Source organism: Brevundimonas sp., assembly GCF_035626535.1.
Classification (GTDB): domain Bacteria; phylum Pseudomonadota; class Alphaproteobacteria; order Caulobacterales; family Caulobacteraceae; genus Brevundimonas.
In genome coordinates this window covers 1-13131 of record NZ_DASPNO010000079.1, presented here as the reverse complement: position 1 = coordinate 13131, position 13131 = coordinate 1, and the positions used below count along the sequence as shown (strand labels likewise).

General features: G+C 68.3%; 16 protein-coding genes. 14 read left to right on the top strand and 2 right to left on the bottom strand.

Annotated elements, in window-relative coordinates:
- Nucleotides 1-65: 65 nt before the first annotated feature.
- The 14 genes from VEC04_RS12245 to VEC04_RS12180 all read left to right on the top strand — a co-directional run bounded on the left by VEC04_RS12245 (nt 66) and on the right by VEC04_RS12180 (nt 11807).
- Nucleotides 66-545: a DUF4112 domain-containing protein gene (locus VEC04_RS12245; protein WP_324777241.1), complete on the top strand. Its 480-nt coding sequence runs from the start codon at nt 66-68 to the stop codon at nt 543-545.
- Between the two features lie 158 nt (nt 546-703).
- Nucleotides 704-2182, top strand: a complete 1479-nt coding sequence (locus tag VEC04_RS12240; protein WP_324777239.1) for a DUF2793 domain-containing protein — start codon at nt 704-706, stop codon at nt 2180-2182.
- 5 nt (nt 2183-2187) lie between these two features.
- Entirely contained in the window at nt 2188-2343 is a 156-nt protein-coding gene (locus VEC04_RS12235; RefSeq protein WP_324777237.1) for a hypothetical protein, read from the top strand.
- The gene (locus VEC04_RS12230) at nt 2340-2618 is read left to right on the top strand and encodes a hypothetical protein (protein ID WP_324777235.1); all 279 of its coding nucleotides are present in this window, start codon (nt 2340-2342) and stop codon (nt 2616-2618) included. The genes VEC04_RS12235 and VEC04_RS12230 overlap by 4 nt, the downstream gene beginning before the upstream one ends.
- Nucleotides 2618-3001 carry a M15 family metallopeptidase gene (locus VEC04_RS12225; protein WP_324777233.1) on the top strand — a complete coding sequence of 128 codons (384 nt, stop codon included), beginning with the start codon at nt 2618-2620 and terminating at the stop codon, nt 2999-3001. Before VEC04_RS12230 ends, VEC04_RS12225 begins: the two co-directional genes overlap by 1 nt.
- Nucleotides 2998-3477: a hypothetical protein gene (locus tag VEC04_RS12220; protein ID WP_324777232.1), complete on the top strand. Its 480-nt coding sequence runs from the start codon at nt 2998-3000 to the stop codon at nt 3475-3477. The genes VEC04_RS12225 and VEC04_RS12220 overlap by 4 nt, the downstream gene beginning before the upstream one ends.
- Before the next feature lie 375 nt (nt 3478-3852).
- Nucleotides 3853-4686 carry a flagellin gene (locus VEC04_RS12215; RefSeq protein ID WP_324777351.1) on the top strand — a complete coding sequence of 278 codons (834 nt, stop codon included), beginning with the start codon at nt 3853-3855 and terminating at the stop codon, nt 4684-4686.
- Nucleotides 4687-4777: 91 nt separating this feature from the next.
- Nucleotides 4778-5065 carry a flagellar protein FlaG gene (locus tag VEC04_RS12210; protein WP_324777230.1) on the top strand — a complete coding sequence of 96 codons (288 nt, stop codon included), beginning with the start codon at nt 4778-4780 and terminating at the stop codon, nt 5063-5065.
- Nucleotides 5066-5196: 131 nt separating this feature from the next.
- Nucleotides 5197-6033, top strand: a complete 837-nt coding sequence (locus VEC04_RS12205) for a flagellin (protein WP_324777228.1) — start codon at nt 5197-5199, stop codon at nt 6031-6033.
- Between the two features lie 266 nt (nt 6034-6299).
- Nucleotides 6300-9056: a transcriptional regulator gene (locus VEC04_RS12200; RefSeq protein WP_324777226.1), complete on the top strand. Its 2757-nt coding sequence runs from the start codon at nt 6300-6302 to the stop codon at nt 9054-9056.
- A 76-nt stretch (nt 9057-9132) separates the two neighbouring features.
- Nucleotides 9133-9798: a hypothetical protein gene (locus tag VEC04_RS12195; protein WP_324777223.1), complete on the top strand. Its 666-nt coding sequence runs from the start codon at nt 9133-9135 to the stop codon at nt 9796-9798.
- Nucleotides 9798-10250, top strand: a complete 453-nt coding sequence (locus VEC04_RS12190; RefSeq protein WP_324777222.1) for a hypothetical protein — start codon at nt 9798-9800, stop codon at nt 10248-10250. Before VEC04_RS12195 ends, VEC04_RS12190 begins: the two co-directional genes overlap by 1 nt.
- A gap of 101 nt (nt 10251-10351) precedes the next feature.
- A complete protein-coding gene (ssb, locus tag VEC04_RS12185; RefSeq protein WP_324777220.1) occupies nt 10352-10822 on the top strand; it encodes a single-stranded DNA-binding protein in 471 nt (156 codons plus the stop codon).
- Between the two features lie 79 nt (nt 10823-10901).
- Nucleotides 10902-11807 (top strand): DMT family transporter, encoded by a 906-nt coding sequence (locus VEC04_RS12180; protein ID WP_324777218.1) that lies wholly within the window; start codon nt 10902-10904, stop codon nt 11805-11807.
- 59 nt (nt 11808-11866) lie between these two features.
- On the opposite strand, the gene VEC04_RS12175 is transcribed toward VEC04_RS12180, so the two are convergent.
- Nucleotides 11867-12430, bottom strand: a complete 564-nt coding sequence (locus VEC04_RS12175) for a DUF3035 domain-containing protein (RefSeq protein WP_324777216.1) — start codon at nt 12428-12430, stop codon at nt 11867-11869.
- A 60-nt stretch (nt 12431-12490) separates the two neighbouring features.
- Nucleotides 12491-13000, bottom strand: coding sequence for a signal peptidase II (lspA, locus tag VEC04_RS12170; RefSeq protein WP_324777214.1), 510 nt, complete (start codon nt 12998-13000; stop codon nt 12491-12493).
- Between the last annotated feature and the right edge of the window lie 131 nt (nt 13001-13131).

The window sequence follows — 13131 nt, the reverse complement described above, 5'->3', positions numbered from 1 at the left end:
GCCTTGCCTGAATTGTTGAACGGGCGGCGTCATGGCGCGTTACGGTCTCGCTTCGGGAGGGCTGAATGGCAAGACGAACCATCGGCGATATCGAGAAAATCTGGACCAATGTCGAGGGCGTGAAGAAGCTCTCGGATCGGGCGGTGGGCATCGGTCCATTCGGCATCGGCCTCGACGGCCTGCTGACGTGGGTGCCGGTGGTGGGTACGGCCTACACCCTCGGCGCGGCCGGCTGGCTGCTGATCCAGGCGGCGCGGGTCAAGGCCTCGCCGGCCACCGTGGTTCGGATGCTGGGCTACCTCGGGCTGGACAGCCTGACGACGGCCGTGGGGGAGGTGCCGTTTCTAGACTTCGTGCCCAGCGTGGTCGACGTGTTGTTCCCCGGCCACCTGATGGCGGCGAAGGCGCTGCAGAAGGACATCGAGACCACCCACTGGGTCGAGGCCAGCGAACGGGAGGCGCGGGCGTCTGGCGAGCACGAACGGCACGTGGCCGAGATGCGGCGCAGGGGCGGGCTGCGGCGGGTGGCCTATCTGCACGACTGACCACCGTTATCGAGTGCTGGCATTTCGGCGCCAGTCCGCAATCTTTTCCGACCCAAGTCTCTGATCTGACACGACATGACGCGCGGCCGAGCGTCCTGAACGCGCCGCAGGAGCGGGCGGGCGCAGACTGATCTCCGAAGAGTTTTCGGAGACTTTCAATGAGCGATGACCAGACCGCCCGCCTCGGCCTTCCCTATCTGGCGGCGGGCCAGATGCAGAAACATGTAACGCTGAACGAGGCCCTGACCCGGCTCGACGCCGTGGTCCAGACGGCTGTCGTCAGCCGTACGGAGCCCACCCAGCCGGCGGCTCCGCCGGACGGCGCCCTGTACATCCTGCCCGCGGATCCGGCCGGAGCCGCATGGAGCGGCCGGCCCGAGGGAGCGTTGCTCCGTGCCGAAGCGGGCGGCTGGACCGTCGTCGAGGTTCCGGAGGGGCTGGTGGCCCTGGTGCTCGACGCCGGCGAGGTGGTGGTGCGCGAAGGCGGGGGCTGGGTCCCGCTCGGCGAACGTCTGGACGTGATCCAGAGTCTGACCCGGCTCGGTCTCGGAACGACCGCGGACGCGCTCAATCCGTTCTCGGCCCGCCTCAACAAGGCCCTGTGGACCGCGCTGGAGGGCGGCGACGGAGGTGACGGCGACCTACGTCTGACCTTCAACAAGGAAGGACCCGCCGATGTCCTGTCGCTGCTCTTCCAGAGCGCTTGGGCCGGGCGCGCCGAGCTCGGGCTGATCGGCGACGAAGACCTGAGGCTGAAGGTCAGCGCCGACGGCTCGACCTGGCGGAACGTCTGGGCCGTGGATCGAGCCTCGGGACGGGTCAGCTTCGACGTGGGCGCCACGCGGCGCGCGGTGACGGTCCTGACGGCCAATGGCAGCTACGCCGTGCCGGCTTGGGCGCGGACGATCGAGGCCGTAGCCATCGGCGGCGGCGGCGGAGGAGGATCGGGGGCGTTCGGCGCCGTCGGGTCGCGGTTCGGCGGCGGCGGCGGCGGCGCGGGCGGCGTCGGCCGCGGAGTCTGGCCGGCCGACCAGTTGGCGTCAGGCCTGAGCGTGGCCGTGGGCGCTGGTGGCGCGGGCGGAGTCGCGACGGCAGGGGCCGGTGGCGGCGGTTCGGCCATCTACCTGGGCTCGACGATCCTGCTGGTCGCCACGGGCGGGGGCGGCGGCGGCGTGGGGGGAGCCGTCAGTGGCGCGGCCGGTGTCGCGGGGGCCGGTGTTCCCAACTCCAACGGAGGCGGAGCCTCCAGCGTCACAGCCACGGCGGCGGCCGGCAAGAGCCTCGACCGACCGGATGCGTCCGGCGGAGGCGGCGGCGGGGGCGGTCTCGACGGTGCGGGAACTGTCCGCTCGGGCGGGGCCGGTGGCGACGGCGGCGTGCTGGCGCTCAAGGCGATCGGCGGCGCGGGCGGGGCGGGAGCGCCGGGAGCAGCCGGGTCGGCGTCACCCCTGCCGACGCTCTATTGGGCCGGTGGCGGTGGCGGCGGTGGCGGATCTACAGCTTCGGGCGGCGGTCATGACGGTGGCGGCGGCGGTTCGGCCGGCGGCGGCGGCGGTGGCGGAGGAGCTGGTGAAACCGCGGGTGGCGCTGGCGGCCCGGGTGCGGCCGGCCGTGTCTGGCTGATCGCCCAAGGATGAGCGCCATGACCCGACACCGCAATCAGGTCGATCCCATCCTGCTGGACTTCGATGCCTGGGAGGCCCCGGTCCGCCTCTCGGACGACGATTTCTATGCCGAGGTGGGCGCCCAGCGCCGCCTTCGCGGCCGTCCCGTCGACGAGCGGGAGGACGAACGATGAGCGAGCCGACCGACACCCCGGTCACGCCTTCTCCGCTGGCGGAAGGCCGCTGGCTTTGGCGCAGGCTCTATGTGTTCGCCAGCACCGGCGCCGGTTGGCTGCTGCTGGACCGCCTGATCGCCCTGACTCCGCCGGAGGCGGCGCTTCCGCTGGCCAAGGGGCTGATGGCCCTGCTGGCCCTGACCATGATCCTGTATCTTGTCGCGCCGACGGCCCAGCAGCTGATTGCCAGCCTCCGATCGCTGCGGCCGCCGTCGGGCGGGGAGGGACGCTGATGGGTTTCCGTCTCTCCACACGCTCGCTGAAGCGGCTGGACGGGGTTCATCCCCGGCTGGTCGCCCTGGCGCGCGAGGCCATCGCCCTGAGCCCTGTCGACTTCATGGTCACCGAAGGTTTGCGGACGAAGGAACGGCAGATCGCGCTGGTCCGGGCCGGCGCCAGCCGCACGAAACACTCCCGCCACCTGACCGGCCACGCCATCGACATCGCGGCCATGGTCGATGGTCAGGTGCGTTGGGACTGGCCGCTTTATCCGCGCATCGCCGCAGCCTTCAAGGCGGCGGCCGCCCGACAGGGAACGGCCATTGTCTGGGGCGGCGACTGGCCGACGCTGCGGGACGGACCTCACTTCGAACTCGACCGGAAGGTGTTCCCATGAGGATCCCCGTCCTGCCGTTCATGCTGAAGCCGGCCGGCTGGTTGATTGCGGGCCTCCTCGCGGTCGCTGCGCTCATTCTCCTCGTGCAGACGCTGGGATTCCGCTGGGACCCGTTCGATCGTACCCACCGGAGGCTGGAGGCGGCGGAGGTCCGCGCCGAGATGGCCGAGGCCCACGCGGCCACCCGCCGTCTCGAGGTCGCCGGCGCCGCCGTTCAGGCCCGCCGTCTCGAAACCCATCATCGACAGGCCCTGGATCTCGGCCGGGCCACCGCCCGCGCCGAGGCCGGGGCGAGGAGCTCCAATGACGCTGAACAACCCCTGGATCAGGCTCGCGCCGCTCGCCTTGCTGGGCATGATCGCGAGCTGTGCCGCCTCGCCCCCGGCATCTGCGCCGCCCCCGAGGCTGAACCTGCCGTCGGTGGTCACGACACCCTGCCGGCTGGACCGACTGCCGGAACGGCCGACCCTGCCTGACTTCGAGGTCTCCTATATAGCTCGGGGCCAACGACTCGCGGAATGCGATGCGGCGCGCGCCCTGGCGGTGGAGACCCTGCTGACCGAGCGGGCGCTGCAGGACCGCTGGCGCGCAGAAGCGGCGCCGCGCCCTTGAGCTCGCCCTGCGCGAGTCCAGGCACCTTCTGCCGGGCCAGGCGGCAAATCCTGCCGGGCCCCCGGCACATTCTGCCGGGCGGCGGACGTGCTTAACAGGATCTAACCTAGCGAATTCAACGAAACTCGCCGTGGCACGGGGGATCCGGCGCTGGTCCCGTCCTTGCTGCGATGCAGCCGAGCAAAATGCTCCCGGCAGCCAAAATGGCGCCGGACACCTTGAAAGAAGGACTACGTGCCATGGCGCTGAACAGCGTTAACACGAACGTGGGCGCGATGATCGCCCTGCAGAACCTCTCGGTCACCAACAGCCAACTGAGCACGGTTCAAAACCGCATCAACACCGGCAAGATCGTCTCGTCCGCCAAGGACAACGGCGCTATCTACGCCATCGCTCAGGGACAGCGCGCTGAAATCGGCGCCCTGAACGCGGTCAAGGACAGCCTGAACCGCGGCCAATCGGCCCTGGACGTCGCCCTCTCGGCTGGTGAGTCGGTCGCCGACCTGCTCAGCCAGCTGAAGGAAAAGGCCCTCGCGGCCACCGACAAGAGCCTGACGACCTCGGCTCGCTCGGCCCTGAATGAAGACTTCAAGGCCATTCGTGACCAGATCGCCACCGTGGTGTCGAACGCCAAGTTCAACGGCGTCAATCTGCTGGACAACTCGACCGGCACCAACGGCTACAAGGCCCTCGCCAACACAACCGGCTCCACCATCAAGGCCGCGGGTGAAAACCTGTCGCTGGGCGGCGCCAACGTGACGGTTGCGGCCACCACGACCATCGGCACCTCGACCCTGGCCACCACGGCCCTGGGGCTGGTCAACGCCTCGATCGACAATGTTTCGGCCTCCCTGGCTCGCCTGGGCACCGGCTCCAAGTCGTTCGGGACCCACCTGACCTTCGTCGGCAAGCTGCAGGACACCATCGAAGCCGGTGTCGGCAACATGGTCGACGCCGATCTGGCCAAGGAAAGCGCCCGACTGCAGTCTCTGCAAACCAAGCAACAGCTCGGTGTGCAGGCGCTGTCGATCGCCAACTCCTCGACCTCCATCCTGCTCGGACTGTTCCGCTAAGGATCGACCGGAAGGGCGGGGCCTCGCGGCTCCGCCCGACCGATCCGGGCCGCACCACGGAGACGCCGGCTAACCGCCGGCGGAAGGAGAGATGCAGAGCAATGCCAAGATAGACCCCATCGGCGCCGGCGCCGTTCCGCCCGCCGCCGCGTCCACCGCGAGCGGCGATTTCCACGATTCCCGGTTCGCGCAGGAGGCCGAGCGCGCCGCCCGCTACCGGCTGATAATCGAGGAGGGGCCGCAGTCTGGGTCCTTTATCTACAAGACGCTGGACCGGATTACCGGCGAGGTCGTCAAGCAACTGCCCCGCGAACAGGTCGTCGACCTGATGCAGGCGGTCGAGTACAGCGCCGGCTCGGTGATCGACACCAAGGCCTGACGCACCAGCGTAACTGCAATATACCGCCGCGCAGGAGCGATCTGCGCGGTTGAAACGCGTGGTTAGCGGCCGTTAACCATGTGTGCACGGTTCGCCCCATAGCCTTGGCCAAACCTTGAGGGCCGAGTCGGATGACGAACAGCGTCCATACCAACACTTCCGCCGCGATCGCGCTGCAGAATCTGACGCGCACCAATGAGCGGCTGGGCGACGTCCAGAGCCGGATTTCGACCGGGCTGAAGGTCCAGGGCGCGAAGGACAACGCTGCCATCTGGGCCATCGCCCAGCAGCAGCGGGCGGATGTCGGGGCGCTGAGCGCCGTCAAGCAGAGCCTCGACCGGGCCACCTCGATTGCCGACGTGGCGCTGTCGGCGGGCGAATCGGTCTCCGACCTGCTGAACCAGCTCAAGGAAAAGGTCGTCGCGGCGAAGGACACGTCGCTGAAGACCCAGTCGCGCGAACTGCTCAACGCCGACTTCCAGGCCCTTCTGAAGGCGATCGCCTCGGCCGTGGACAATGCGACCTTCGATGGCGGCAACATTCTTAACGGGACGCTGACCTCGGGCATTCGCTTCCTCGCCAACGCCGACGCTACCTCGTTCGTGACGTTGTCGGCCAAGGATCTCAGCCTGAGCGGCTCGATCATCGAGCTGTCGATGTCGGACAGCCTGCTGACGATCACCGGCGCGACCCAGGCCCTGACCCGGCTCGACAACTCGATCACCCAGCTGAACGCCTCGCTCGGCGAGATCGGCGCCCAAGCCAAGCAGATCGAGGCCCACAACAGCTTCGTGACGAAGCTGGTCGACACGCTGGAATCCGGGATTGGCAATCTCGTCGACGCCGACCTCGCCAAGGAAAGCGCGAGGTTGCAGGCATTGCAGGTTCAGCAGCAGCTGGGCGCGCAGTCGCTGTCGATCGCCAACCAGGCGCCGCAGGTCATCCTGTCGCTGTTCCGGGGCGGATAGGCCTCAGATCCGGCCGGCCCCCGGGCGGCCAATGTAGACGGGCGCAGGCCTCCGCCGTTGGGCGCGGTGGCCGAATCCGTACAGGGCGAGCAACGATCTCAGGGCTTCGACGAAGGCAGACATGACGCACGTCTCCTGCTTCAACGGCGAGGGTTCAACCGTCGCCGGCGGTCATTGTTCCCTGAGTCGCGCTCGGAGTCGCTCTGCGGACGGATGTTAAGACCTCATTACGCCCGTCCCGTCACACTCGCGGCCGGGAGCCCGGCGTGATCAACAACAGCTATCTTCTGGGATTGTTCGGCGGCACGGCGCCGTTGGCGCTGGACGCGACGACGGCCGCCACGCTGAGGCAGGCCGCGCGAAAGCAGCCGACGCCGCCGTGGTCCACCAGCGTTGACCCTCCCAAGGCGGACGCCCTCGTGCGTGCGGCACTCGGCGGCCGGAAATTCATCAACGAAGACGCCGCCCAGCTCGACACCAGAACGGCGTCTGCGGACTACCGGAAGCTCTTCGCCCTCTATCAGGGGCTCGACACGCTCAACGCCCTGGTCAACCGGTCGGCGACGAAGGGCGTCAGCAGTCTCGAACTGGCGCAACTGGGCAAGCGCTTCTCGGCGGGGCTGGCCGAGGTCGGATCATGGCTGTCCACCGCGGAGTTCGAGGACATCCGCATGGTCCAGGGCACGTCGAAAATGACGAGCAAGACCACCGCGGCGGTGCCGCGCGATAGCGCCCGGTCGATCACGGGCCCGATCCACGAGGGCTCGGTCGATTCGCCGGTGGCCGCTTTCCAAGGCGATACCCGCTTCAGCATCACGATCAAGGTGCCGGTCGGGATCGACGGTTCACAGACGACGGCGGTGCCGATCGATCTCGCCGACTTGGGCGGGACGCCGCGCACGCTCGGCGCCGTCCTAGACCACATCAACAGCAAGCTGGAAGCGGCCGGATTCCAGACCCGGATCGGGCGCGAGCAGATCAAGGCCGAGGCCAAGACCATTCAGGTGAACGGCAAGGCGGTGACTCTGCCGGCAGGGCCGGACAAATGGGCCCTGGTCATCCGCGGCACGTCGACGGAGACTGTGGGTTTCACCGCCCCGGAAGCGTCCGACGCCGTATACGTGGTCCAGTCGGCCGGCGCCGAAGGCGGAGCCCAGCTGCTGAAATTCCAGAGCGACGGCGGGACGGCGGCCCAGCCCACAGGCGGCGGTGTTGGGGAAACCCAATGGGTCGCGGGGCGGCTGTCGCAGGACGCGCTGCCCTCCGGCGTCGAGAACGTCCGCGCCAGCGCCACGGGGCCTGACGGTTCGCTGTGGATTGTGGCGGATGTCACGGCGGGGCCCGACACCCAGCCAATCAAGGGTCTGCGGGACGTAGCCCTGATGAAGTACGACACGGCCGGTCGGTTGGTGGCGACCCGGACGCTCGGTGCGGCGTCTACCGCTAACGGTTACGCCATCGCGATCGATGCGAACGGCGACGTGGCGGTGGCGGGATCCGTCACCGGCGCGCTCAACACCACGGCGGCCGATGCGGGCAAGACCGGTGATGTCGCCGAGGTCGCCGACAGCTTCGTCACGGTGTTCGACAAGGAAGGCTTCGAGCTCTGGAGCCAGCGCCGTGGCGCCCGCGCCGCCGACGAGGCGACATCGGTCAGCTTTGGCGCCGACGGAACCGTCTATATCGGCGGCCGCGCGAAATCGGCCGTGACGGGCGCTGCCGCGGTCGGCGGCTGGGACGGCTATGTCCAGGCCTTCAAGGCGGGAGAGCCGTACCCGACCGCCGGCATCGTCTCCAAGGCCATAGCTGCGACCCAGTTCGGGACGAGCAGCGACGACAGTGTCGACGCGGTGACGGTCGACGGCGCGAACCTCTACACGGCCGGCGTCGAGAACGGCCGCGCCGTCGTGCGCCACTTCACCCTCGACGCGGAGGGCGTCCCGACGCTGGCGTCGGCCCGTGACCTCGGGGAGATCAGTGGCGAGATCTGCGGGGTCGCGGTCTCGGGAGGACAGGTCGTGGTCACCGGCGCGAGCCGCGACAGCGGCCTGTCAGCGGGAACCGCGACCACGGCTCACTCCGGAGGCCGGGATGTCTTCGTAACGGTCCTGTCGGGGGATCTCACCTCCTCGGCCGCCGATCGAACGACCTGGTACGGCGGGGCGGGGGAGGATAGCGCCGCCGACGTCAAGGTTCATAACGGCAAGGTCTGGATCACAGGCGTGGCCGATCGCGATCCAGTGGCGGATGCAGAGGATCCGACCAGAGGGTATCTGGTGCGGCTCGACCCTCTGACCGGGGCGGTCGAATACGAGAAGACCTGGTCCGGCGATGGCGACCAGGCGCGTCCGTTGACTCTGGCCGTGGCCTCCGGCGGCGCCAGCGTCCTGGACCGGTTGGGCCTGCCCCAAGGCGAGATCGACCAGAGCGATTCGAAACGTCTGATCGACGCGACCTCGCTTCGTGTCGGCGACCGGTTCTATATCAGCCCGGCCGACGGTGGCCGTTCGGTCTCGGTCACTATCGCCGCCAAGGACACCCTCGCCACACTGGCCCGCAAGATCGAGATAGCCTCGAATGGCAAGCTCAAGGTGACGGTGGCTTCCGAAGGCGGCTCGGTGACCGGCAAGGAGGGCGAGATCACCACCACCACCGGCGGCTTCCAGCGCCTGTCGATCATGGCGCGCGATGGAAAGTCCGGCGCGGTGCTGACCGCCGGAGAGACCGGCCGCGACGCCTTGGCAGGCCTCGGTCTTTCATCCGGCTATATCGGCGCCTCGGCGGGCGACGATGTGCGCAAGACCTTTGGCCTCGATCTGCCGGGCAGCCTTCGCCTCACTGACGCCGCGTCGATCAAGACCGCCGGCGAACGCCTGCAGGCGGCCATGAAGGCGGTCCGCGACGCCTACCGCTCGCTCGACCCGGGCGCCAGCGCCTCCGCCGCCGCCAATGGCCCGGTTCCGGCCTATCTGACCAACCAGCTGGCCAACTATCAGGCGGCTCTCGCGCGTCTCGGCGGCTAGGGCGATCAAGGACGAAGGTCGTTGACGCGGCATGGCCCGCCGGGGTTATTGGACTCTCCAGCCGCGCGAGCCTTCCATGCCCCAGGACAACCGCACACTCATCGCCATCGGAGCCGGCGTGGCGGTTGTGGCCGCCGTGGCGATCGCGCTGGTCTTTTCGGCGGGACGCGACCGCGATTCCGCCCCGCCGCCCGCCGCGCAAGGTGGGCTGACGGTCGATGTCGCCGACGCGCCTGAGCTGAACACGACCCGCGAACTGCGTTGCTATGTCGACGGGCAGTTCGCCGGCATGGCGACGCTGGCCGACTGCGCCCGCCGCAACGGGGTGGCGACGGATGCTCTCGATGTCGGCGTCGACGAAACGGGAGCGCTGGTCGCCCTGCCGGCCGCGCCTGTGATCGAACCGCCGGCGGATGTCGCCACCGCAGAGCCGGAGCCCGCGCCCGGAGCCATTGAGCCGGGCCAGCCCGAACAGCCGCCGGTGCAGACCGCCTCGGGCGCCCAGTGCCTGCGCCACACCGGGGCCGACTGGCGCGCCCTGTCCTCGAACATGACCCTCAACGCCTGTGTGCAGGCGCTCTACTCCGGCACCTGCGTTCGCCCCGGCGACGCGCTCTACGGTCGTTGGGGCAACACGACCCTGAGGCTCGTGCCCCGGCGAGTGGAACAATCGCCCGACAACAATCGCTTCCGCACCCTCGTCGAACAGGATCGAAGCTGCCAGTTCCCGGATCTCCGTTGATGACTCGTGTCTCCTTTCTGCTGGCGATCGGCGCCGGCGCGGCAGCCGTCGCGGCCTGCAGCCAGTCGGTCGAGGCTCCGTACGAGCCGGGCGTCTGTTTCGCCGTGGAGGCCGGCGCCGAGGGCGAAGCGCCTGTTTTCAACAAGCTGGCAGAGGATCAGCCGCAGCTCGAACATTGCGCCGCGCGTCTCGAGGAGATGCGGCTGAACTTCCTGCGCCATGGCGGCAGCCGCCAGGAGATCACCGGCGCCTACCAAGGTCAGTACCTCTTTATCGACCGGGAGGGGATATGGGTCAGCAAGTCGCTGGATGGGCCCCGTTTCATCTTCATGGCCCGGACCGGAGACGGGCGCCTCGCCTGGCCGGGCGCTATTTCAAGAGACGAGTCCGGCAGGCCGGTCGGTGTAGCGGCGCCTTCTGAGCCGCCGTCGGCGCCTGCAGCAGGGCAGTAGAGAACAAAACTGGAACATTTGTCCGCAATCGACTAGGTTGCGGCGGAGAAATCAACCGGCCAGCGACGAAGCACGTCAGGGCCTACAAAAAGGATTCGGTGATGGCGGGCAGCGTCAACAAGGTCATTCTGGTCGGCAACCTGGGCAAGGACCCGGAAATCCGCACGCTCAACTCCGGCGAACGCGTCGCCAACCTGTCGCTCGCGACGTCGGAGCAGTGGCGCGACAAGGCGACCGGCGAACGCAAGGAGAAGACCGAGTGGCATCGCGTGGTCATCTTCAACGAGAACATCGTCAAGGTGGCTGAGAATTACCTGAAGAAGGGCTCGACGGTCTACGTCGAGGGTTCGTTGCAGACCCGCAAGTACGAGCAGAATGGGGTCGAGAAATACACCACCGAGATCGTGCTGCAGAAGTTCCGCGGCGAACTGACGATGCTGGGCGGCCGCGACGGCGGCGGGGCTCCGCGCGGTGGAGACGACGACTATTCGTCTGGCTTCTCGACGGGCGGCGCCAACAAGCCGAGCGGCCCCAAGGAAAGCTACGACCTGAACGACGACATCCCGTTCTAGGGCCGGTCTCCTGCGGGTCGAAACGGTCGGTTACCGCCTTTGAGGGGCGGAGCGTTGCTGGGCGTGGCATAGGCGTCCTGTGATCACTCCCGACAAGCCGCACAGCCCGCTCAGCCTCATTGAAATCGCCGCCATCGTAGCGGTGGTGGTGATCTGGGGAGTCAACAACGCCGCGGCCAAGCTGGCTACGGAGACCATGCCGCCGCTGCTGGTCGGCGCCTTGCGCTTCGCCATCGCGGCGATCTGCCTGGTCCCGTTCGTGCGCCCGCCGTTTCCGAACTGGAAGAGCCTGCTGATCATCGTCGGGCTTGGCGGGCCGGTTCATTACGGCCTGATCTATGTGGCCTTCTGGCTGGCGCAGGATGTCAGCCCGGTGTCCGTGGCGGCGCAGCTGTGGGTGCCGTTCACCGCCCTGTTCGCCTTCATCCTACTGCGCGAGCGTCTGTCGCGGTACGCACTGATCGGCATGGGCGTCGCTTTCGCGGGTGTCGCGTGGATGACCTTGGACCCGCACGCCATCACCGACTGGAAAGCCATCCTCGTTGGGATTGCGGCCAGCGCGGCCTGGGCCATGACGACGGTGATCGCCCGGCGGACGACCTCCATTCCGCCGCTCAAGATGCAGGGCCTGCTGGCGCTGGTGGCCCTGCCCACCCTGGCCTTCGGTTCGGCGGTGTTCGAGCGAGGGCAGGTGCAGGCGATCCAGGACGCAGACGCCCTGGTGTGGGCCTGCGTCGTTTGGGCCGGGCTGGTGTCGTCCGTGCTGGCCACAACCCTGGTCTTCTGGCTGGTCCAGAAGCGTGAGGCCGGACGGGTCACGCCTTACCTTCTGGCCACGCCGGTGGTCTCGATCCTGATCGGATGGCTGTTCATGGGCGACGTGCTGACGCCGCAGATTCTCACCGGCGCGACCCTGACTATCGCCGGCGTGGCCGTCGTGGCTCTGGCGGAGCGGGGCTTGAGAGCCGGGGCGGCCAAGGCCTGAACGCAAGAAAGGCCCGGATGCCGGTCGCATCCGGGCCTTTCATGTGCGTGACCGGAACCCTACAGGCCGGGGAGCTTGAACCCGGTGTCGCGGCGCGGCGCGATCACGATGCCGGCGCGGCCGCCGGTCAGCGCCTGCAGCCGCGCGTATTCGCTGGCGGCGTCGATAGTGACGGCGCCGTTGGCGGTCTGGGTGGTCGTCGGCGCCTGAGAAGCCGCGTCGTCACGACGCCAGAACAGGATGCGATTGGCCCAGCCCTCCTCCTTGTGGGCCAGATCGCCGAACTCGTCGTCGATCACGTAGCGGGCGAGGGGATCGGCCCGGTCGCCGCCGGCCTGGGAGACCAGAACCTGCTCGCCGGGCGAACGGGTCACCGCCTGCCGCTGACCCAGAAGGATCTGGCGGGCGGCCGATTCAGGAGCCAGCTCCTGCGGGCGCGGCTGGCCCGGCGCCGGCGGACGCAGGCCATACTCCGGCGGCACGGTCAGCGGCGCGGTCGACACCGTCAGAAACTCGTCAGGCGTCACCTTGGTCAGGCCGATGCTCTGGCGCATGCTGCTGCATCCGCCCAGCACGAGGGCCGAGGCGGCGAGAGTCAGGACGGCGGTGCGGGTGAGGCGCATGGACAATCTCGGCTGGGCGCGCCCGGAAGCGCGCGCGTAAACCCTAGAGGAAGCGGCTGATTACGACTTTTCGGCGGCGACGCCAACCTTGGCCGCCCTTTCGGACAGGATGCTGTCGAGGATGAGCAGGATCACCCCGATAGTGATGGCGCTGTCGGCGACGTTGAACACCCACGGAAAGACGCCGGTGCCGGAAAAGTCGAGGAAGTCGACCACGAAGCCGAAGCGAATGCGATCGATCACATTGCCGATGGCGCCGCCCATTATCAGGCCGATGGCGCTGACCAGCAGGCGGCGATCGGCCTTCAAGGCCCACCAGCCCAGAACGCCGGCGACGGCGACCGAGAAGACGCTGAGCATCCATCGCGCCGAGCCGTCGCCGAACAGGCCGAAGCTGACCCCCTCGTTATGCACCAGGGTGATGTTAAAGATCGGTGCCCAGATCGGGTGCGACTGGCCCTCGAAGCGCAGGCCAAGCCCGTTCAGGACCCAGGCCTTGGTCAATTGGTCGACGACGATGATCAGGAGGGCGAAGCCGTAGGCCGCCAGGGCGATGCGTGGGATTTTCATTCGGGTCGCTGAAAGGTGAGACCGTCCGGTTAGCAGGCGGCGCGCCGGGCGCGAAGGGGCAATCGTGTCGCGTCGAGCCGGGCCGGCGTCCGGGGTTGCCGGGGGCGATGCGAGCCGTCAAATGTCAAGGT

What these genes read in the sequence shown, in the direction of transcription:
- VEC04_RS12230 (WP_324777235.1), top strand. Translation starts at nt 2,340, where the DNA reads ATGAGCGAGCCGACCGACACCCCGGTCACGCCTTCTCCGCTGGCGGAA.
- VEC04_RS12215 (WP_324777351.1), top strand. Translation starts at nt 3,853, where the DNA reads ATGGCGCTGAACAGCGTTAACACGAACGTGGGCGCGATGATCGCCCTG.
- VEC04_RS12210 (WP_324777230.1), top strand. Translation starts at nt 4,778, where the DNA reads ATGCAGAGCAATGCCAAGATAGACCCCATCGGCGCCGGCGCCGTTCCG.
- VEC04_RS12235 (WP_324777237.1), top strand. Translation starts at nt 2,188, where the DNA reads ATGACCCGACACCGCAATCAGGTCGATCCCATCCTGCTGGACTTCGAT.
- lspA (WP_324777214.1), bottom strand. Translation starts at nt 13,000, where the DNA reads ATGAAAATCCCACGCATCGCCCTGGCGGCCTACGGCTTCGCCCTCCTG.
- VEC04_RS12195 (WP_324777223.1), top strand. Translation starts at nt 9,133, where the DNA reads ATGCCCCAGGACAACCGCACACTCATCGCCATCGGAGCCGGCGTGGCG.
- ssb (WP_324777220.1), top strand. Translation starts at nt 10,352, where the DNA reads ATGGCGGGCAGCGTCAACAAGGTCATTCTGGTCGGCAACCTGGGCAAG.
- VEC04_RS12190 (WP_324777222.1), top strand. Translation starts at nt 9,798, where the DNA reads ATGACTCGTGTCTCCTTTCTGCTGGCGATCGGCGCCGGCGCGGCAGCC.
- VEC04_RS12205 (WP_324777228.1), top strand. Translation starts at nt 5,197, where the DNA reads ATGACGAACAGCGTCCATACCAACACTTCCGCCGCGATCGCGCTGCAG.
- VEC04_RS12220 (WP_324777232.1), top strand. Translation starts at nt 2,998, where the DNA reads ATGAGGATCCCCGTCCTGCCGTTCATGCTGAAGCCGGCCGGCTGGTTG.
- VEC04_RS12225 (WP_324777233.1), top strand. Translation starts at nt 2,618, where the DNA reads ATGGGTTTCCGTCTCTCCACACGCTCGCTGAAGCGGCTGGACGGGGTT.
- VEC04_RS12245 (WP_324777241.1), top strand. Translation starts at nt 66, where the DNA reads ATGGCAAGACGAACCATCGGCGATATCGAGAAAATCTGGACCAATGTC.
- VEC04_RS12240 (WP_324777239.1), top strand. Translation starts at nt 704, where the DNA reads ATGAGCGATGACCAGACCGCCCGCCTCGGCCTTCCCTATCTGGCGGCG.
- VEC04_RS12175 (WP_324777216.1), bottom strand. Translation starts at nt 12,430, where the DNA reads ATGCGCCTCACCCGCACCGCCGTCCTGACTCTCGCCGCCTCGGCCCTC.